The sequence below is a fragment of the Streptomyces sp. NPDC059002 genome (assembly GCF_042740435.1).
In the GTDB taxonomy this organism is placed as follows: domain Bacteria; phylum Actinomycetota; class Actinomycetes; order Streptomycetales; family Streptomycetaceae; genus Streptomyces.
Window position 1 is genome coordinate 42,803 of sequence record NZ_JBHYJI010000057.1, and the last position, 18,926, is coordinate 61,728.

Sequence of the window (18,926 nt, forward strand, 5' to 3'; positions counted from 1 at the left end):
CCCTCGGAGGATTGTCGTCTGCGGGTGCGTCGTGGCTGGTCGCGCAGTTCCCCGCGCCCCTGACGGGGCGCCCCGCCACGGATGCCTTGGTGGCTAGGCCGCAGGCCTGCCCATGGCCCGATAGGTCCAGCCCGCCGCGCGCCACACCGCGGGGTCGAGCGCGTTGCGGCCGTCCAGGACGATGGGGGTCGTCGTCACCGCGGCCAGCTCCGCCGCATCGAGCTCACGGAACTCCCGCCACTCCGTGAGGTGCAGCACGACGTCCGCCCCCCTGACCGCGTCCAGCGAGGTCTCCGCGTATCCGAGCGTGGGGAAGAGGCGGCGCGCGTTGTCCATGCCCTTGGGGTCGTAGACCGTGACCTGGCCGCCCTGGAGGTGGATCTGCCCGGCGACGTTCAGCGCGGGCGAGTCGCGGACGTCGTCCGAGTCGGGCTTGAACGTGGCGCCGAGCACCGCGACCCGCTTGCCGAGGAAGGACCCGCCGCCGAGCGCCTCGCGGGCCATCTCGACCATCTGGCCGCGCCGCCGCATGTTGATGGAGTCGATCTCGCGCAGGAAGGTCAGGGCCTGGTCGGCGCCGAGCTCACCGGCCCGCGCCATGAACGCCCGGATGTCCTTCGGCAGACAGCCGCCGCCGAAGCCGATGCCCGCGCGCAGGAACTTCTTGCCGATGCGGTCGTCGTATCCGAGCGCCTCCGCGAGCTTCACGACGTCGCCGCCCGCCGCCTCGCAGACCTCCGCCATCGCGTTGATGAAGGAGATCTTCGTGGCGAGGAAGGAGTTGGCGGAGGTCTTCACCAGTTCCGCGGTCGGGAAGTCCGTGACGACGAAGGGCGAGCCCTCGGAGACCGGCGTCGCGTACACCTCGCGGAGCAGCTTCTCGGCGTGCTCACTGCCCACGCCGACGACGATGCGGTCGGGGTGCAGCGTGTCCTGCACGGCGAAGCCCTCGCGCAGGAACTCCGGGTTCCAGGCCAGCTCGGCGGCGGCGCCCGCCGGGGCGAGTTCGAGGATGCGCGCGGCGAGGCGGGCCGCGCTGCCGACCGGCACGGTGGACTTGCCGACGACCAGGCACGGCTTGGTGAGGTGCTTGGCGAGCGACTCGACGGCACCGTCGACGTAACTCATGTCGCACGCGTACTCGCCGTGCTTCTGCGGCGTGTTCACACAGACGAAGTGGACGTCGCCGAACTCCGCGACCTCGGCCCAGTCCATCGTGAAGCGCAGCCGCCCGCTGGACCCCTCGATCCCGGCGACGTGCTTGCGCAGGAGCTCCTCGAGTCCGGGCTCGTACATCGGGACCTCGCCCCGCTGCAGGATCTCGATCTTCTCGGGGACGACGTCGAGACCGAGGACCTCGAAGCCGAGCTCGGCCATGGCCGCGGCGTGCGTGGCGCCGAGGTAGCCGGTGCCGATCACGGTGATCTTGGGGGCCATACGGAGCTCCAGAGGTGAACAGGCGGCAGTGCGCTGCCCGAGCATAGTCGGGCATGGCGGGCCCTCTCACCGGGCACGTTTCCCGCTGTCGCCAAGCTCACGTATCCCTCTGCTCGGCAGCCGCATAAAATTTGGGTTACTTAACGGTAATTAGCGTCCTTGGAGCGTGAGAGACCTTGGCCGGATCGGCTGATTTCGACCTGTACCGCCCGTCCGAGGAGCACGACATGCTCCGTGACGCGATCCGTTCGCTGTCCGAGGCGAAGATCGCGCCGTTCGCCGCCGCGGTGGACGAAGAGGCCCGCTTCCCGCGGGAGGCACTGGACGCGCTGGTCGCCAACGACCTGCACGCGGTGCATGTACCGGAGAGCTACGGCGGAGCGGGCGCCGACGCCCTCGCGACCGTCATCGTGATCGAGGAGGTGGCGCGCGTCTGCGCCTCGTCCTCCCTCATCCCCGCGGTGAACAAGCTGGGCTCGCTGCCGGTCATCCTGTCCGGCTCCGAGGAGCTGAAGAAGAAGTACATGACGCCGCTCGCCAAGGGCGAGGGCATGTTCTCGTACTGCCTCTCCGAGCCGGACGCCGGTTCGGACGCGGCGGGCATGAAGACCAAGGCCGTACGGGACGGCGACTTCTGGGTGCTCAACGGCGTCAAGCGCTGGATCACCAACGCGGGCGAGTCCGAGTACTACACGGTCATGGCCGTCACCGACCCGGAGAAGCGCTCCAAGGGCATCTCCGCCTTCGTCGTCGAGAAGGGCGACGAGGGCGTCTCCTTCGGCGCCCCGGAGAAGAAGCTCGGCATCAAGGGCTCCCCCACCCGCGAGGTCTACCTCGACAACGTCCGCATCCCCGCCGACCGCATGATCGGCGAGGAGGGCACGGGCTTCGCGACCGCGATGAAGACCCTGGACCACACCCGCATCACCATCGCGGCGCAGGCCCTCGGCATCGCGCAGGGCGCCCTCGACTACGCCAAGGGGTACGTCAAGGAGCGCAAGCAGTTCGGCAAGCCGATCGCCGACTTCCAGGGCATCCAGTTCATGCTCGCGGACATGGCCATGAAGATCTCGGCCGCCCGCGCGCTGACCTACCAGGCCGCGGCGGCCTCCGAGCGCGGTGACGCCGACCTCACCTACCTCGGCGCGGCGGCGAAGTGCTTCGCCTCCGACGTCGCCATGGAGGCCACGACGGACGCCGTCCAGCTCCTTGGTGGGTACGGGTACACCCGGGACTACCCCGTCGAGCGCATGATGCGGGACGCGAAGATCACGCAGATCTACGAAGGCACGAACCAGGTCCAGCGGATCGTGATGGCCCGCAACCTGCCGTAGCCTGCGGCGCTTCAGCGGTAACGGTGCCCTCTCCCTGGCTTCAGGGGGAGGGCACCGTCTCGTGGCCCCTTTCCCTCGCGGGTGCGGGCCTGTTCCTGGTTGCTCGCGCAGTTCCCCGCGCCCCTTGCGGGGCGTCCCTGCCTCAGCCGTCCAGTTGCTCCAAGGTCGCCACCGACGGGCCCCGGCGGGACTGGACGTCACGCGCCACGTCCTCCGCCGCGCCGAGCACTCGGACCGCGTTCTGCCACGTCAGCTTGGTCAGGTCCGTGGGGGACCAGCCCCGGTCGAGGAGTTCCGCGATCAGGTTCGGGTAGCCCGCGACGTCGTCGAGGCCCGACGGGGTGAAGGCCGTGCCGTCGTAGTCGCCGCCGATGCCGATGTGGTCGATGCCCGCGACCTCGCGCATGTGGTCGAGGTGGTCGGCGACCGTCGCCGCGGTGGCGATCGGGCGCGGCGTCGACTGCTCGAAGGCCTCGTGGACCTTCATCGCCTCCGGCGTCGTGTCCAGGTGGTGGAAGCCGTGGGCGCGCATGTTCTCGTCGGCCGCCGCCGTCCAGTCGACCGCCGCCTGGAGCACGAACTTGGGGACGAAGGTCGCCATCGCCACGCCGCCGTTGGCGGGCAGCCGCTCCAGGACGTCGTCCGGGATGTTGCGCGGATGGTCGCAGACGGCCCGCGACGACGAGTGGGAGAAGATCACCGGCGCCTCGGACGTGTCCAGGGCCGCCCGCATCGTCGTCGCCGCGACATGGGAGAGGTCCACGAGCATGCCGACCCGGTTCATCTCGCGTACGACCTCGTGGCCGAAGGGCGAGAGGCCCCCGACGCCGGGCTCGTCCGTCGCCGAGTCCGCCCACGCGATGTTGTCGTTGTGCGTGAGGGTCATATAGCGGACCCCGAGCGTGTGCAACGCCCGCAGCGTGGCGAGGGAGTTGTTGATCGAGTGGCCGCCCTCGGCGCCCTTCAGCGAGGCGATGCGGCCCTCGGCGCGGGCCTTCTCCATGTCCGCCGCCGTCAGCGCGCGGACCAGGTCGGCCGGGTAGCGCGCCAGCAACTGGTCGACGCAGTCGATCTGTTCGAGGGTCGCGCTGACCGCGGCGTCGCCGGTCAGGTCCGTGCGGACGTACACCGACCAGAACTGCGCGCCGACACCGCCCGCGCGCAGCCTGCCGATGTCCGTGTGCAGGCTGCCGCGCTGGTCGGCCGCGATGTCGAGCTTGTCGATGTCGTAGCCGGCCTTCTCACGGAGGGCCCACGGCAGGTCGTTGTGGCCGTCGACGACGGGAAAGTCGGCGAGTATGGCGCGCGCTTCGTCCAGGGATGTCATGCGATCACTTTCCCGAACCGAAGCCGAATCCGGAACCCGCTCCCTCGACCTTCGCGCGCAGCCGCTTGCCCTTCTCCGTCGCCTGGTCGTTCAGGTCCTGCTGGAACTCCCGCATGCGGCCGAGGAGTTCGGCGTCGTGCGCGGCGAGGATGCGGGCCGCGAGCAGGCCCGCGTTGCGCGCGCCGCCGACCGAGACCGTCGCGACGGGGACGCCCGCGGGCATCTGCACGATGGAGAGCAGGCTGTCCATGCCGTCGAGGTACTTCAGCGGGACCGGCACGCCGATCACCGGCAGCGGCGTCACCGACGCCAGCATGCCCGGCAGGTGGGCCGCGCCGCCCGCGCCCGCGATGATCGCCTTGAGGCCGCGGTCCGCCGCCTGCTCGCCGTACGCGATCATCTCGTGCGGCATGCGGTGCGCGGAGACGACGTCGACCTCGAAGGGGACCTCGAACTCGGCGAGGGCCTGGGCGGCGCCCTCCATCACCGGCCAGTCGGAGTCCGAGCCCATGACGATGCCAACAAGAGGTGCAGTCATTCGGTGATCGTTCCTCTGAGGTAGCCGGCTGCGTGACGGGCGCGCTCCAGCACGTCGTCGAGATCGTCGCCGTAGGTGTTCACGTGACCGACCTTGCGGCCGGGCTTCACGTCCTTGCCGTACATGTGGATCTTGAGCTGCGGGTCGCGGGCCATGCAGTGCAGGTACGCGGCGTACATGTCGGGGTAGTCGCCGCCGAGGACGTTGCCCATCACGGTCCACCTGGCGCGCGGGCGCGGGTCGCCGAGCGGCAGGTCGAGGACCGCACGCACGTGGTTCGCGAACTGCGAGGTGACCGCGCCGTCCTGCGTCCAGTGGCCCGAGTTGTGCGGGCGCATCGCCAGTTCGTTGACCAGGATGCGGCCGTCGCGCGTCTCGAAGAGCTCGACCGCGAGGTGGCCGACCACGCCGAGCTCCTTGGCGACGCGCAGCGCGAGCTCCTGCGCCTCGACCGCCAGGCGCTCGTCGAGGTCGGGCGCCGGGGCGATCACCGTGTCGCAGACGCCGTCGACCTGCTGGGACTCGACGACGGGGTAGGCCACGGCCTGGTCGTGCGGGGAGCGGACGACGTTGGCCGCCAGTTCGCGCACGAAGTCGACCTTCTCCTCGGCGAGCACCGGGACGCCGGCCTTGAAGGGCTCTTCGGCGTCCGCGAGGGAGCGTACGAACCACACCCCCTTCCCGTCGTAGCCGCCGCGCACCGTCTTCAGGATCACGGGGAAGCCCGCGCCTTCCGGGGAGCCCTCGGGGGCGCCCTCCGCCGCGAAGGCCGCCACGTCGGCCGGATCGCGCACGATCCGGTGGCGTGGACACGGCACGCCGATCTCCATGAGCTTCGCGCGCATCACGCCCTTGTCCTGGGCGTGCACCAACGCGTCGGGCCCCGGGCGCACGGGGATGCCGTCCGCCTCCAGGGCCCGGAGATGCTCGGTGGGTACGTGTTCGTGATCGAAAGTGATCACGTCGCAGCCCCGCGCGAAATCACGCAGCGTGTCCAGGTCGCGATGGTCGCCGATGACGACATCGCTGACGACCTGCGCCGCGGAATCCTGTGGGGTGTCACTGAGGAGCTTGAATTTGATGCCGAGCGGGATGCCCGCCTCGTGTGTCATACGAGCGAGCTGCCCCCCGCCGACCATGCCGACTACCGGGAACGTCACACCCCCAGGGTATCGGCCGGTATCGGCCACCCGGGAACGGCCGGATCCCGCGGCCGCGGGCCCCTCCTGTCACAGGGGAGCCACAGAGTCCGAGCGCCCCCGCGCGCCGAGGGAGCGCGCTGGTTAGCATGGCTGGGTTGACGCGACCGAATGACCAAGACGTCGGCATGTACGTGACCAGTGACCGATACACACCACCGACGGGGGTTGGGGCGACCACCATGGCGACCACCATGACGGAACGTGGCGCAGTGCGCGTACGCCTCGACCGGCTGACACGCGAGGTAGCCAAGTTCGGGGCCGTGGGGGCGGTCGGAACGCTGGTGAACTTCGGCGTCTTCAACCTCGTACGGCACCTCACCGATCTGCACGTGGTGCGCGCGAGCGTCGTCGCGACGGTCGTCGCCATCGTCTTCAACTACGTGGGGTTCCGCTACTTCACGTACCGCGACCGTGACAAGAGCGGCCGTACCAAGGAACTCACGCTGTTCCTGCTGTTCAGCGCGGTCGGCCTGGTGATCGAGAACGGCGTGCTCTACGCGGCGACGTACTGGTTCGGCTGGGACGGCAGGCTGCAGGCCAACTTCTTCAAGTTCCTCGGCATGGGCATCGCGACGCTCTTCCGGTTCTGGTCGTACCGCACCTGGGTGTTCAAGGCGCTGCCCGCCCGCGAGGCGGTCGCCCATGCCGAATCGTTCCTGGAGGAGTCGGACGAACGGCCCAGGACCGTGGCACGCCGCGCCGGCTGACGCGAGCCCGCTCAGCGGACCGTCTTCTCCTCCGCTTCGCCGTCCGTCTCCTTCGGCAGCGGCGTACGCGACAGGAAGAGGCCGAACACCGGGGGCTTCGTCTGGAGCATCTCCAGGCGCCCGCCGTCCGCCTCGGCCAGATCACGGGCCACCGCGAGGCCGATACCCGTCGAGTTCCGGCCGCTGATGGTGCGCTCGAAGATCCGCGCGCCGAGGTCGTGCGGCACGCCGGGGCCCTCGTCCGTGACCTCGATGACCGCCTGGTTGCCGGTGACCCGGGTACGCAGCGCGACCGTGCCGCCACCGTGCATCAGGGAGTTCTCGATCAGCGCGGCAAGCACCTGGGCGACCGCGCCCGGCGTGCCCACGGCCTCCAGATGCCGCTTGCCCGAGCTGACGATGGCCCGGCCCGCGCTGCGGTAGGCCGGACGCCACTCCTCCAGCTGCTGCTTGACGACCTCGTCCAGGTCGAAGGCGACGGCCGATCCGGTGCGCGGGTCACGGGAGTTGGTGAGCAGCCGCTCCACGACGTCGGTGAGCCGCTCGACCTGCGCGAGCGCGATCGTCGCCTCCTCCTTCACCGTGTCCAGCTCATCGGTGACGGTGATCTCCTCCAGGCGCATCGACAGCGCGGTCAGCGGCGTACGCAGCTGGTGCGAGGCGTCGGCGGCCAGGCGCCGCTCGGCGGTCAGCATGCGGCCGATGCGCTCGGCGGAGGAGTCCAGGACATCGGCGACCCGGTCCAGCTCCGGCACCCCGTACCGCTTGTGCCGGGGCCGGGGATCGCCCGAGCCGAGGCGCTCCGCGGTCTCCGCGAGATCGGTGAGCGGGGACGCGAGCCGGTTGGCCTGGCGCACCGCGAGCAGCACCGCCGCGATGATCGCGAGCAGCGCCACGGCGCCGATGATCAGCAGGGTGCGGCCGACCTCACGGGTGACTGCGGCCCGCGGCTCCTCGACGGTGACCTTCTCGCCCTGCTCGCCGGGCCGGGTCGCGCTGATGACGTCGCCGGTGGGGCGCGTGCCGATCTGGATGGGCGGGCGGCCGGGGATGTCGATGCGGGCGTACCGGTCGGACGCGACCTGGTCGCGCAGGATGGTGCCGCTGATCCGCTCGTCGCCGATCAGCCTGCTGTCGACGATGCTGGCGAGGCGGAGGGCCTCGCCTTCCACTCGCTCCTGGGCGCTGGTGCTGATGGTCCTCGTCTCTACGATGACGAGGCTCACCCCGAATACCGCGATCACTACGAGGACTACGGCGAGAGTGGAATTGATCAGTCGGCGACGCATCTATCCAGTGTCGCGGATCGGCGCCCCCTGAGGGGCGCGGGGAACTGCGCGACCAGCCGTCGACGGCCCGCGGACGGGGCTGCCTCCGGCGGTTCCACGGCGGGTGCGGCTTTGTTCTGGTTGCTCGCGCCCACGCGGCGGAGCCGCACATGTCACAGTCCCGCGCCCCTGACGGGGCCCGTGCTCCCCCGCAGAGGATCGCGTCAGCTCTTCTCGAAGCGGAAGCCGACGCCGCGCACCGTGGCGATGTAGCGGGGGTTCGCCGCGTCGTCGCCCAGCTTCTTGCGGAGCCAGGAGATGTGCATGTCGAGGGTCTTCGTGGAGGACCACCACGTCGTGTCCCAGACCTCCCGCATCAGCTGGTCACGCGTGACCACCCGGCCCGCGTCCCGCACGAGCACCCGGAGCAGGTCGAACTCCTTGGCGGTGAGCTGGAGTTCCTCGTCGCCCATCCACGCGCGGTGCGACTCGACGTCGATCCGCACGCCGTGCGTGGCGGGTGCCTCCTTCGGCTCGGTGGCGCCGCGCCGGAGCAGGGCCCGGACCCGGGCGAGCAGCTCCGCGAGACGGAAGGGCTTGGTCACGTAGTCGTCGGCGCCCGCGTCCAGGCCGACGACGGTGTCCACCTCGTCGGCGCGCGCGGTCAGGATGAGGATCGGCACCGTGAGCCCGTCGGCCCGCAGTCGGCGGGCCACCTCCAGGCCGTCCATGCCGGGCAACCCCAGGTCCAGTACGACCAGATCGACGCTGCCCTGCAGTCCGGCGTCGAGAGCGGTCGGGCCGTCCTCACGCACTTCGACCTCGTAACCCTCCCTGCGCAGGGCGCGGGCCAGCGGCTCCGAGATGGACGCGTCGTCCTCGGCGAGCAGTACACGGGTCATGGGGTGATGGTAGTCCGCAGTGGACAACAGCCGTGCGGTGATCGCACAGTGGCAGGGGAAGCCTGCGGCTATGAGGTGCGATTCTGAGATACACCTTTGAATGTGCGCCGTTGGTTGCAGCGACACCTGTGATCCATGTCTCAAGTCCTTCCATATGCATCCCTGACGTGTCGTATGGTGACCCAACGCCTGATGCACTACTCAAGGACCTATGGCCCGCTGTGCGCGCCTTAGGTCTCTTTTATGTGCGGGCCGGCTCCGGCCAGCCTTGAAGGAATGACCTGTGGTCGGGCCCTGCGCGCGAGGAAGCGCCCAGGGTGTGGATCCCGGAGTCACCGCTCCTCACCCCCTTCATAGCGGGGGCGAACTCCCCCTGGGCGTGGGGTTGGGCGGGATGACGACGGTGCCGACCGCCCCCCACCGGGCGCGCTCACGCTCCTGCCGCGCGCGTCCCGAACCCACGAGGATCGACCCATGGCGTCCAGCCTGACGAAGGACTCCGCCAGTACCCCTGGCTCCGAGAAGACCTTCTTCGGCCACCCCCGCGGACTGGCCACTCTGTTCATGACCGAGATGTGGGAGCGTTTCTCCTACTACGGCATGCGCGCCCTCCTCCCGCTCTACCTGGTCGCCCCCGGCGGGCTGAACCTGGACGCGGGCACGGCAGTCGCCATCTACTCCGTCTACATGTCGACGGTGTACCTGCTCTGCCTGCCCGGCGGCTGGTTCGGCGACCGCGTCTGGGGCCCGCGCAAGACGACGGCCATCGCGGCGTCCGTCATCGTGCTCGGCCACCTCATCCTGGCCCTGCCCTCGGACGCGACCTTCTATCTCGGTCTGCTCTTCGTCGCCCTCGGTTCCGGCCTCCTGAAGGCCAACATCTCGACGATGGTCGGCCACCTCTACAACGGCCCGGCCGACCCGCGCCGTGACGGCGGCTTCACCGTCTTCTACATCGGCGTGAACCTGGGCGCCTTCTTCGCGCCGCTGACCATCGGCACGATCGGCGAGAGCGTCAACTGGCACCTCGGCTTCGCGCTCGCCGCGCTCGGCATGGCGTTCGGCCTGGTCCAGTTCCTGCTCGGCAGCCGCCACCTGTCGGAGAAGTCCGACATCGTGCCGAAGCCGCTGAGCGCCGCCGAGCGCGCCGCCACGCTGAAGAAGGCCATGATCTGGCTGCTCATCGCGGTGGTCTTCTACGCGATCGTGGTCGGCACCGGCACCTACACCCTGACCTGGGCCACGGTCCCGCTGCTGCTCATCGGCCTGATAGTGCCGATCGTCGTGCTCGGCCGCATCAAGCGCGACAAGGAGCTGACGGCCACCGAGCAGTCCAAGGTCTCCGGCTACATCTGGTTCTTCGTCGCCGCCGCCGTCTTCTGGATGATCTACGACCAGGGCGCGTCGACCGTGGCGCTCTTCGCCAAGGACAACGCCGACACCAGCGTCTTCGGCTGGGAGTTCCCCGTCTCCTGGTTCCAGTCGATCAACCCGGTCCTCGTGATGGCGCTCGCGCCGGTCGCCGCCTGGCTGTGGCTCTACCTGAACCGCAAGGGCAGTGAGCCAAACACCGTCGTCAAGTTCGGCGTCGGCCTGGTCCTCACCGGTATCTCCTTCTTCGTCTTCCTGCTGCCGCTGACGGACTCGGGCGACGGCAAGGTCAGCCCCTGGTGGCTCGTCCTGATCTACTTCTGCCAGACCGTCGGTGAGCTCTGCATCTCCCCGGTCGGTCTGTCGGTCACGACCAAGATGGCCCCGGCGAAGTACGGCTCCCAGATGATGGGCGTCTGGTTCCTCGCCGTGACCGCCGGTGACGCGGTCGCCGGCCTGCTCTCCACGTACGGCGTCGACCTGAACAAGACGGGCGTCGTGGCCGCGGAGGCCGCCCTAGCGGTCCTGGCCGGTGTCGCGGTGTACATGTACCGCAAGCGCGTCAAGGAGCTCATGGGCGACGTTCACTGACGTCCCGCACCATCACCGATTGACCCGAACTGAGGGCCACCGCACCACCCGGTGCGGTGGCCCTTGGCGTTTCTGCCGATGTGCGGGCGCTCGTCGGTGGAGCATCTGGCCATGCGCCGTACGTTGCTCACCCTGGCCCTCTGCGGGGCGCTCCTCTCGTCAAGTGCCGCCGCCGAGGCCGCCCCCGAGCCGCCGGCCGGGCGGCTCTTCGCGTACGGGGGCCATGCCCGCCAGAACATCACCGTGTACGGCCGCGGCGGCCCCCCGCTGGTGATCCTGCACGGCGGCTACTGGTCGAAGGACACCGACTGGAGCCGCTGGGCCCGGTGGTTCGCGGCGCGCGGGTTCACCGTGTACGACACCGACTACCGGCTGACCTCGGACGCGGTCTGGCCCGCGCAGCGTGACGACGTGCTCGCGGCGCTGCGCTGGGTGCGGCGGCGCGAGGGCGGTGAGCGGCCGCTCGTGCTCGGCTCGTCCGCCGGAGGACATCTCGCCCTCCAGGCGGGGACGTACGGGGCGGGCCGCTCACGGGTGCGCGGCGTCGTCGCGCTCTCCCCCGTCGCCTCGCCCTACCGCGCGTGGGTGGCCGGGGCGGTGCCCGGCGCGTCCGCCGAGCGGCGGGCGTTGCGGCGGGCCGCTCGGCGCCTCGCGGGGTGCGCTCCCGACCGCGCGGGGCAGCGCTGCTGGGAGCGGTGGGGCGACCTCGCCGTCACGTCCCATGCCTCCGGCCCGGACGACGCGCCGCTGTTCCTCGTCCACTCGGCGGGGGACTTCGTTCCGCCGGTGCACTCCGCCGAACTCGCCGCGGCGCAGCGGGGGGCGGGGCTGCGGGATGTGACCGTCCGGACGGTGCGGGGTTCCGCGCATGGGGGCGCGGTGCTCGGTGCCTCCGGCACGGCGCGGGTGGTACTCCGCTGGCTGCGGGGGCGCTAGCGCCCTAAGGGGCGCGGGGAGCTGCGCGATCGGCCGTGGACGGCCCGCGGACGGGGCTGCCTCCGGTGGTTCTACGGCGGGTGCGGCTTTGTTCTTGGTTGCTCGCGCAGTTCCCCGCGCCCCTGACGGGGCTACCTCAGGCCGCCCCTGCGCCTGGGCAGGAACGTGAAGACCGCGCCGCCGAGCAGGATCACCGTCCCGGCGACCAGACCGAGCGCGCGGAGCGCGCCGTTGTCCTCCGCGCCGGTGTCGGCGAGACCGCCACCGCTGGCGGAGCCGCCCGTGGAGGAGGAGGAACCGCCCGCCGAACCGCCGCCGGAACCGGACGCGCCGCCCGGCTGCGCAGCCGTGTCCAGCTCAAGGGAGACCTCGCTCTTCGCGGGCGTGCAAGTCGTCGTCGTACCAAGGGCCTTGACCGTCAGCACGCCCGGCGACAGCGTCGACTTCCCGTCGGCGCCCGGCTTGTACGTGCCGGTCAGGTCGGGGATGGTCATCGGGTCACCGGACTTGATGGGCTCCTTGTTGGTCGGCCCCTCGACATGCACCGTGCCCTTGTCCGCGCCGCCCAGCTTGACCTCCATCGACGGTTTCACGGAGTCCGCGGGGATGTCGGCGGGGCTGTCCATCACGGCCTTCTTGAACTGGACGGTCAGGCCGTAGTCGCCTCCGGCCTTCTTGGCGTTGATCTGGACGGGCGACGTGGCTTCCTTGTCGCCGATCGGGGTCTTGCACTTGTACGAGGTCTGGACTTCCTTGCCGGGGAAGTCGGTCTGCCCGTCGCCGCCGCCGGTGGTGCCGCCGGACGTACCGCCCGAGGTGCCCCCGGTGGTGCCGCCCGTGTCGCCGCCCGTCGAGCCGCCGGACGTACCGCCCGAGCCACCCGACGTACCGCCTGACGTACCACCCGACGTACCGCCCGAACTGCCGCCGCCCTCCGTGACCTTGATGGTCGCGCCCGCCTTCACCTGTTCCTTGGGCGTGCACTTGGTGTCGGTCGAGATCGGCTTGCTGACGTTGATGTTGTACGCGTCCGGGGTGAGCGTGATGTCGCCCGCGGCGGTCAGCTTCAGCTTGCCCTTCATGTCGGAGAGGATCATGGGGCTGTTCTTCTTGATGGGCGGGTTCGTGCGGTCGCCCTCGACCTTCAGGTCGCCGGTCTGGCCGCCGCCCACCTTGATGGTGCCGGTCGGCTTCACGGTGTCCTTGTCGAGGTCGAGCACGTCCGGGTTCTTGGACGCGGCCTGCGTCGTCTTCCACACGACGTCGATCTCGTCGCCGACCTTCGCCGTCGCGGGCGCGCTGATCTCCACCTTGGTGGTGCCCTGCACGGGTGGCAGGCCGGAGATCGGCGGCGGTATGCACTCCGTCTCGTACGCCACCTCGGCGGCCTGTGCGGGGCCCGCCGTCAGCAGGATGCCCGCCCCGCCGAGCAGGAGTGCGACCGAGGCCGCGCCCGCTCTCCGTCGTTGCGTGATCACGTGTTTCCCTTCGTCGGACTGTTGTCGGACGGTGCGGAGAGCCGGCCGGCCGGTGCGCCGGGGTCGGTGTCGGGGGTGAACCACGGCAGGGACGTCGTCGATGCCGACGTCGTGGCCCGGTCACCGGTGCCGCCGGGGTCCTTCGGCGGTTTCGTGCGCGGTGCGCGCGTCTGCCGGTCCGCCGCGACCGCCCCCTGCGGCAGCCGCAACTTCGGCAGGCGCTCGGTGAGTTCGGACAGGCGCGCGGTGCGATGGCGCCCGGCCCCCGAGGTGCGCCGCCGGTGCGGGCGGAGGCGGTCGACGACGGCCATGCCGATGCGGAAGACGGCCGCGGGCACCACGACGCAGAGCAGGATCCAGAAGACGGTGACGCCCCAGGGGCGGCCCACGCCCCACGGCTGCTCGACGAGGACCTTGCCGCCGAACTTCAGCGAGACCAGATAGTCGCCGTGCGCGCCCGCGGACAGCTCGACGGGCAGCTTGATCTGCGCCTTCTTGCCGGGCGCTATGGTGCCGCGCCACTGCTGCTCCTCCCACTGCGGGGCGAACACGCCGTGGGAGGTGCCGACTTGGAAGACGGGGTTCTTGACGGGCGCGGAACCGACATTGCCCACGGTGAGGACGAGCTTGCGGGAGGGCGGGGCGCCGAACCAGGTCAGGATCCCGCTCGAACCCTCGAGGCGGGTGTCCGTCAGGACGGACAGCTTGCCGCCGCCGGCCTGCTCGGGCAGCGCCTTCACCGGGTGGCCCGCGACCTTGAACACGGCGTCGACCTGCGACTTCTCACCCGTCACCGTCGCCACGTGGACGACACAGGGGCAGGGCTCGGGCGGCTCGGCCACCGGGAGCTTCTTGCTGAAGGCGCCGTCCTTGTCCGTGGTGACGGCGCGGCCCTCGGAGTTGGCGCAGGAGTTGGTGCCGCCGATGACGCCCTTGCCGGGCGCGGACTGGCCGCAGATCAGCATCATCAGGAGGGTGTCGGCCCGCCAGCCCTTCCCTTCGACGGTGACCGAACCACCCATCCCTGCCTGGGACTTGGAGAGTTCCACGGTCGGCTTGTCCGCGGCGGACGCGGCGGACGCGGCAGACACGGCAGACGCGCCGGACGCGGCAGACGCGGCAGACGCGGCCGAAAGGGGCAGCAGCGCGAAGCCGAGCAGCGCCAGGATGACGAAGGCCCACAGTGCGGGCCTGTTCCGCTTGCCGTTCACAGTTCCTCTCCCGTCCCCGTCCCCGTTCCCGTCCGCGTCCCCGCCCTCGCCAGCTCCCTCGTGCCGTCCCCCGGCTCCCGCGCCCCTTCGGGTTCGGGCGCCTCGGGGTCCCGGCGCCGTCTGCGTACGAGATGGAAGGCGCCGCCCGCGAGGGCGAGCAGCAGGGCCGCGCCGCCCGCCACCGCGCCCCACGGCACGAAGCGGGCCGACGCGCTCGCCTCGCCGTGGGCGCCGCCCGCCGCGGTCGCCGTCAGCCGCACGTCGACGGAGTCGAGGGCGGGGGCGTCGGGCCAGGGTTCGGTCAGGGAGACCCTGCGCCCTGGCAGCAGTTCGACGGGCAGCGTGCGCGGGGCACGGTCGAGCAGCGTGCCGAAGACGCCGTCGGCGCGCACCGCGAGCCGCGGGGTCAGCACGGTGTTGCCGCGGTTGACCAGGTCGTATGTGATGCGCCCCGCGTCCTTGTCGACCTTGACGCGCTCCACGGTGAGCGCGGCGAGCGTCGGCCCGCCGACCCGCAGATGCAGCCGGACGCCCACCGTGCGGCCGCCGCCGGACGCGACGATCGCGCCCGGGTGGTCGCCGGGCACCGCGCCCGTCGGGACCGTCACGGTGAACGGCACCTCGGCGCGGGTCCGCGGTGGCACCTTGACCTGCCGTTTCGCGAAGGTGATCCACGCGCCGGTGTCCTTGGGCCGCCCCTTGGCGGGGGTGACGGACAGCGCGCCGGAGCCGGTGTTGGCCGCGTCCGCGCCCCGCAGTGTCACGGTGCGGGACTTCGTGCCGGGGTTGGTGACGGTGACGGTGTCCTGGAGCACCGTGCCCGGGGTGCCCTCCGCGTAGAAGTAGGGCCGCCCGTCCTTCGCCGGGCGCGTACCGCCTCCCGACGCGGGCGCGACGGACCACGCGGACCCGCCGCCGTCCGCGTGCGCGGGGGTCGCGGCGGCGGCCAGCAGGGCGGCCGCGCACAGCGCTGCGCGCGCGGCGGACGGCATCGGCTTCGGCTTCGGCTTCGGCTTCGGCGGCATCGGCGGCTCCTGGGGCGTCGATCGGTGGCCGGTCCCTCGGGTCGCGGCTACCGCGGGCGCGCCGCCTGGTTCCTGCGGGTCAGCCAGAGCGCGCCGGCCGCGCCCGCGAGCAGCACGGTGCCGCCGAGGGTGCCGAGCGCGATCGCGGAGTCGGCGGGGCCGGTCTGCGGGAGCTCGTCGCCGCCGGAGGGGGCGCTGTTGGAGTTGCCGGAGCCGCCCGAGCCGCCGGTCGAGTCCGACCCGCCCGACGTACCGCCCGAGCCGCCCGAACCCCCCGCGCCCTTGACGTCGAGTTCGAGGGACGGCTTGGGGTTGTTGGACGGCGTGCACGTCGTGGTCGTGCCGAGCGCCTTGATGGTGAGGACCCCGGCCGTGAAGGTGACCTTGCCGCTCTTCTTGGGGGTGTACGTCCCCGACAAATCACTGATCTTGATGGGGGTGTTGGCGGGGACCGCCTCGGCGTTCGTCGCTCCGGAGACCGGCACGGTGCCGCTCTCGGCGCCGCCGAGCTTGATCACCGCACTTGGCTTCATCGCGCCCTTGCCGAGCTCCACCGGGCTGGAGGAGACGCCCTTCTGGAAGGACATGGTGAGTTTGTAGGCGCTGCCGCTCTTGACGCTCTTGATGTCGATCGGCGAGACCGCGCCCTTGTTCCCGATGGGCGTCTTGCACTGGTAGTTGACGTCCTGGACCGTGGCCTGCGCGGCCGGTGCGGCCATGAGCACCGCTGAGCCGCCGGCCAGGGCCGTGGCAAGCGCGAGCGCGGCCCCTCGTTTCTGGTACGACACCTCGTGTTCCCCTCATGCCGGTCGGGCGTGCCGCGGGTGCGGTGTTACTGACGGCACATCAGATTGGGCGCTCAAGGTACGCCCGGGGCCTTGTCGAGGGAAGACAAAAGACGCGCCGGATCCGTGATGATCCGACGCGTACGCCAACCGCGGGGAACGGCGCGCCCAGCCACGACGCGGCGGCACCCGGCCGTCCGCCCCCTACGCGGGAGCGCCGAGCTCCGCCCAGACCGTCTTCCCCGCGACTCCGGGCGTCCGTACGACGCCCCAGTCCAGACAGAGCCGCTGCACGATGAACATCCCGTGCCCACCGGGGCGGCCGGCCCGGTGCGGGGTGCGCGGCGCGGGCTGCCCCGCGCCCCGGTCGGAGACCTCGATCCGCAGCACCTTGCCGTCGCAGGAGAGCCACAGCTCGTCCGGGCCCTCCGCGTGGAGACACGCGTTGGTGACCAGCTCGGAGACGACAAGGAGCACGTCCTCGGCGGCGGCACGCCGGTCGGCGCCCTCCGCGGGCAGCCAGCCCCATGCGTACAGCGCCTGACGCGTGTAGTCCCGGGCGAGCGGGACGATGCCGCTCGCGCCGTTCAGGCTCAGCCTGCGGATCTGGCGCCCCGCGGGCACTCCGGACGCCCGGTCCGCGGGAGCGTCCGCGACGGCCGCCTCGGACTCCGGGCCGCGGTCGCCCGGCGAGTAAGGCCGGGTGGTGCTCATCAGCGCTTCACCTCACCGACAAGGGGACTGAGGACTCTGTACACATTGGGGACATCGGCTGCTCGCCGTCTCTGACTGTTGACGTCTGCCTGTTGGCGGATCCAGGTCTCTCCTGCCCGGCCGAACCGTGAGAACACCCACTTATTCGGTAGGGACCATGTGACACTGGTAACGCCTTGATCACGCAGAGACAACTGACGCGTAACTTTCGCGTGCGGCCTTCATGGGCTAGTCGGCCAGGGCCGCATCGAGCGTCTCGTGAACGGTGAAGACGGCCTCCGCGCCGGTGATCTCGAAGACCCGGGCCACCACCGGCAGCATCCCGGCCAGATGGACTCCACCCCCCGCGGCCTCGGCCTTGAGCCGGGCCCCGAGCAGCACATTGAGTCCGGTGGAATCACAGAACTCAAGACGTGAGCAGTCGACGACGAGGCGTGCGTAGCCGTCCGCCAGACAGCTTTCGAGTGGCTCGCGCAGCAGATCTGCCGTGTGGTGATCCAACTCACCCGCCGGGGTCACCACGGCACTCGTGCCCGCTTTTCGCACTTCGACCAGAAGCCGGCCCCTGTGTGCGCTGCCGACCGTCCCGCGGTCCATGCCGTCACTCTCTTCCGACCGTCGTGGCTGTTGATGACGCCCCTGAACATTACGCCTTCCCTACGGCCCGGGGTACCCGAACATCCCCCCGAATTCGGACATTTCGCCACGTACCGCACTTGCGACTGAGCTGTGGAAGCGGGTAGGGGTAGAAGAGACAGCAATCGACACGACGGCTTTGGAGGCGCCGCACACCGCAGTGCACGTACTGGCATCGGCAGCCATATGCCGAGAACGATGGAGGACACCATGTCACCCCGGCTCGACGAATCGCGCACTGACCAAGCGACGTCGACACCCCCGCCGAACCGCTCCGCAACAGAGATCCCGGGTCCTGCCACGGAGGCCACGCCCAGCTCGCCGGCCCCCGAAGCCCTCGCAACCCTCGACGGGCTGCACGACCTTCCCGAGATCCCTCCGTACGACGAGGTGGGGCCGCTGGATGCGCGGGCCCTGTCCAAGACCCTCTTCGAGCGCCTCGAATCGCTTGAGGAAGGCACACACGAATACGCGTACGTACGCAACACGCTCGTCGAACTCAACCTCGCGCTTGTGAAGTTCGCCGCCTCCCGGTTCCGCTCCCGCAGCGAACCGATGGAGGACATCATCCAGGTCGGCACCATCGGCCTGATCAAGGCGATCGACCGCTTCGAACTCAGCCGCGGCGTCGAGTTCCCCACCTTCGCGATGCCGACGATCGTCGGCGAGATCAAGCGCTTCTTCCGCGACACGAGCTGGTCGGTGCGCGTCCCGCGCCGCCTGCAGGAACTCCGTCTGGACCTCGCCAAGGCGGGCGACGAACTCGCCCAGCAGTTCGATCGCGCCCCCACGGTGGGCGAGCTCGCCGAGCGCCTGGGCATCTCCAACGACGAGGTCGTCGAAGGCATGGCCGCCTCCAACGCCTACACGGCCAGCTCGCTGGACGCGCAGCCGGAGGAGGACGACTCCGAAGGCGCCCTCGCGGACCGCATCGGCTACGAGGACCACGGCCTCGAAGGCATCGAGTACGTCGAGTCCCTGAAGCCGCTGATCGCCGAACTCCCGCCGCGCGACCGGAAGATCCTCGCACTGCGCTTCGTCGCCAACATGACGCAGTCCGAAATAGGCGACGAGCTCGGCATCTCCCAGATGCACGTCTCACGCCTGCTCTCCCGAACTCTCGTCAGGCTCCGCAAGGGGCTGACGGTCGAGGAGTGAGGTGGCGCCGCGCCGCGCTGCGCCTGAACGCTTGAACGTCCCTGTGGGGCCCGCCTGTTGAGGAGGCGGGCCCCACAGTCGCGGTGCACGTCGTTCGAGTGAGAGCGACGCACGCGGTCGTGGCGTGGCCGTATGGCCAACCGCGTGCCCATCCGCCAGCTCCAGCAGCATGCCAGCGAGCTCATCGACCGTGTCGCCGCAGGCGAGCGGGTGGAGATCGCTCGCAACGGCCGTCTGATCGCCGTGCTCGGCCCCCCCCCATTACTTTCTACGTAGCCCCGCAACGGGGTTACCGGCCTTCGGAGT

At 70.6% G+C, this 18,926-nt stretch carries 18 protein-coding genes; 6 read left to right on the forward strand and 12 right to left on the reverse strand.

What is annotated here, in order from left to right; all coding sequences use genetic code 11:
• Nucleotides 1-93 precede the first annotated feature (93 nt).
• The gene (locus ACFWZ2_RS34760; RefSeq protein ID WP_384552612.1) at nucleotides 94-1,437 is read right to left on the reverse strand and encodes a UDP-glucose dehydrogenase family protein; all 1,344 of its coding nucleotides are present in this window, start codon (nucleotides 1,435-1,437) and stop codon (nucleotides 94-96) included.
• Nucleotides 1,438-1,613: 176 nt separating this feature from the next.
• Between ACFWZ2_RS34760 and ACFWZ2_RS34765 the strand changes: the two genes are divergently transcribed.
• Nucleotides 1,614-2,771, forward strand: a complete 1,158-nt coding sequence (locus tag ACFWZ2_RS34765) for an acyl-CoA dehydrogenase family protein (protein ID WP_384552613.1) — start codon at nucleotides 1,614-1,616, stop codon at nucleotides 2,769-2,771.
• A 142-nt stretch (nucleotides 2,772-2,913) separates the two neighbouring features.
• On the opposite strand, the gene ACFWZ2_RS34770 is transcribed toward ACFWZ2_RS34765, so the two are convergent.
• From ACFWZ2_RS34770 to ACFWZ2_RS34780, 3 genes are read right to left on the reverse strand one after another with little or no spacing between them, the layout of a single operon-like run.
• Entirely contained in the window at nucleotides 2,914-4,098 is a 1,185-nt protein-coding gene (locus ACFWZ2_RS34770) for a dipeptidase (RefSeq protein ID WP_384552615.1), read from the reverse strand.
• Between the two features lie 4 nt (nucleotides 4,099-4,102).
• Nucleotides 4,103-4,636, reverse strand: a complete 534-nt coding sequence (purE, locus tag ACFWZ2_RS34775; protein WP_384552616.1) for a 5-(carboxyamino)imidazole ribonucleotide mutase — start codon at nucleotides 4,634-4,636, stop codon at nucleotides 4,103-4,105.
• Nucleotides 4,633-5,796: a 5-(carboxyamino)imidazole ribonucleotide synthase gene (locus ACFWZ2_RS34780; protein ID WP_384552618.1), complete on the reverse strand. Its 1,164-nt coding sequence runs from the start codon at nucleotides 5,794-5,796 to the stop codon at nucleotides 4,633-4,635. The genes purE and ACFWZ2_RS34780 overlap by 4 nt, the downstream gene beginning before the upstream one ends.
• A gap of 233 nt (nucleotides 5,797-6,029) precedes the next feature.
• On the opposite strand from ACFWZ2_RS34780, the gene ACFWZ2_RS34785 reads away from it, so the two are divergent.
• Nucleotides 6,030-6,545: a GtrA family protein gene (locus ACFWZ2_RS34785; protein ID WP_384552620.1), complete on the forward strand. Its 516-nt coding sequence runs from the start codon at nucleotides 6,030-6,032 to the stop codon at nucleotides 6,543-6,545.
• 11 nt (nucleotides 6,546-6,556) lie between these two features.
• Here ACFWZ2_RS34785 and ACFWZ2_RS34790 read toward each other — a convergent pair whose 3' ends face one another.
• Both ACFWZ2_RS34790 and ACFWZ2_RS34795 read right to left on the reverse strand, forming a co-directional pair.
• Nucleotides 6,557-7,834, reverse strand: a complete 1,278-nt coding sequence (locus tag ACFWZ2_RS34790; protein WP_384552622.1) for an ATP-binding protein — start codon at nucleotides 7,832-7,834, stop codon at nucleotides 6,557-6,559.
• Between the two features lie 203 nt (nucleotides 7,835-8,037).
• Nucleotides 8,038-8,715: a response regulator transcription factor gene (locus tag ACFWZ2_RS34795; RefSeq protein ID WP_055544110.1), complete on the reverse strand. Its 678-nt coding sequence runs from the start codon at nucleotides 8,713-8,715 to the stop codon at nucleotides 8,038-8,040.
• Between the two features lie 474 nt (nucleotides 8,716-9,189).
• Between ACFWZ2_RS34795 and ACFWZ2_RS34800 the strand changes: the two genes are divergently transcribed.
• Both ACFWZ2_RS34800 and ACFWZ2_RS34805 read left to right on the forward strand, forming a co-directional pair.
• Nucleotides 9,190-10,677: a peptide MFS transporter gene (locus ACFWZ2_RS34800; RefSeq protein ID WP_384552625.1), complete on the forward strand. Its 1,488-nt coding sequence runs from the start codon at nucleotides 9,190-9,192 to the stop codon at nucleotides 10,675-10,677.
• A 111-nt stretch (nucleotides 10,678-10,788) separates the two neighbouring features.
• On the forward strand, nucleotides 10,789-11,613 hold the full coding sequence (locus ACFWZ2_RS34805) for an alpha/beta hydrolase (RefSeq protein ID WP_384552627.1): 825 nt from the start codon (nucleotides 10,789-10,791) through the stop codon (nucleotides 11,611-11,613).
• 131 nt (nucleotides 11,614-11,744) lie between these two features.
• Here the strand turns inward: ACFWZ2_RS34805 and ACFWZ2_RS34810 are convergent, their stop codons facing one another.
• From ACFWZ2_RS34810 to ACFWZ2_RS34835, 6 genes are all read right to left on the reverse strand, one after another.
• Nucleotides 11,745-13,091, reverse strand: coding sequence for a hypothetical protein (locus ACFWZ2_RS34810; RefSeq protein WP_384552629.1), 1,347 nt, complete (start codon nucleotides 13,089-13,091; stop codon nucleotides 11,745-11,747).
• A complete protein-coding gene (locus ACFWZ2_RS34815) occupies nucleotides 13,088-14,302 on the reverse strand; it encodes a hypothetical protein (RefSeq protein WP_384552631.1) in 1,215 nt (404 codons plus the stop codon). Before ACFWZ2_RS34815 ends, ACFWZ2_RS34810 begins: the two co-directional genes overlap by 4 nt.
• Nucleotides 14,299-15,327 carry a hypothetical protein gene (locus ACFWZ2_RS34820; RefSeq protein ID WP_384552633.1) on the reverse strand — a complete coding sequence of 343 codons (1,029 nt, stop codon included), beginning with the start codon at nucleotides 15,325-15,327 and terminating at the stop codon, nucleotides 14,299-14,301. Before ACFWZ2_RS34820 ends, ACFWZ2_RS34815 begins: the two co-directional genes overlap by 4 nt.
• 47 nt (nucleotides 15,328-15,374) lie before the next feature.
• Nucleotides 15,375-16,115, reverse strand: a complete 741-nt coding sequence (locus tag ACFWZ2_RS34825; protein WP_384552635.1) for an LPXTG cell wall anchor domain-containing protein — start codon at nucleotides 16,113-16,115, stop codon at nucleotides 15,375-15,377.
• A 201-nt stretch (nucleotides 16,116-16,316) separates the two neighbouring features.
• The gene (locus tag ACFWZ2_RS34830; RefSeq protein WP_384552637.1) at nucleotides 16,317-16,826 is read right to left on the reverse strand and encodes an ATP-binding protein; all 510 of its coding nucleotides are present in this window, start codon (nucleotides 16,824-16,826) and stop codon (nucleotides 16,317-16,319) included.
• Nucleotides 16,827-17,054: 228 nt separating this feature from the next.
• The gene (locus ACFWZ2_RS34835) at nucleotides 17,055-17,423 is read right to left on the reverse strand and encodes an STAS domain-containing protein (protein WP_384552639.1); all 369 of its coding nucleotides are present in this window, start codon (nucleotides 17,421-17,423) and stop codon (nucleotides 17,055-17,057) included.
• A gap of 249 nt (nucleotides 17,424-17,672) precedes the next feature.
• Between ACFWZ2_RS34835 and ACFWZ2_RS34840 the strand changes: the two genes are divergently transcribed.
• Both ACFWZ2_RS34840 and ACFWZ2_RS34845 read left to right on the forward strand, forming a co-directional pair.
• The gene (locus tag ACFWZ2_RS34840) at nucleotides 17,673-18,620 is read left to right on the forward strand and encodes an RNA polymerase sigma factor SigF (protein ID WP_384552641.1); all 948 of its coding nucleotides are present in this window, start codon (nucleotides 17,673-17,675) and stop codon (nucleotides 18,618-18,620) included.
• 132 nt (nucleotides 18,621-18,752) lie between these two features.
• On the forward strand, nucleotides 18,753-18,896 hold the full coding sequence (locus ACFWZ2_RS34845; protein WP_384552643.1) for a type II toxin-antitoxin system Phd/YefM family antitoxin: 144 nt from the start codon (nucleotides 18,753-18,755) through the stop codon (nucleotides 18,894-18,896).
• Nucleotides 18,897-18,926 lie beyond the last annotated feature (30 nt).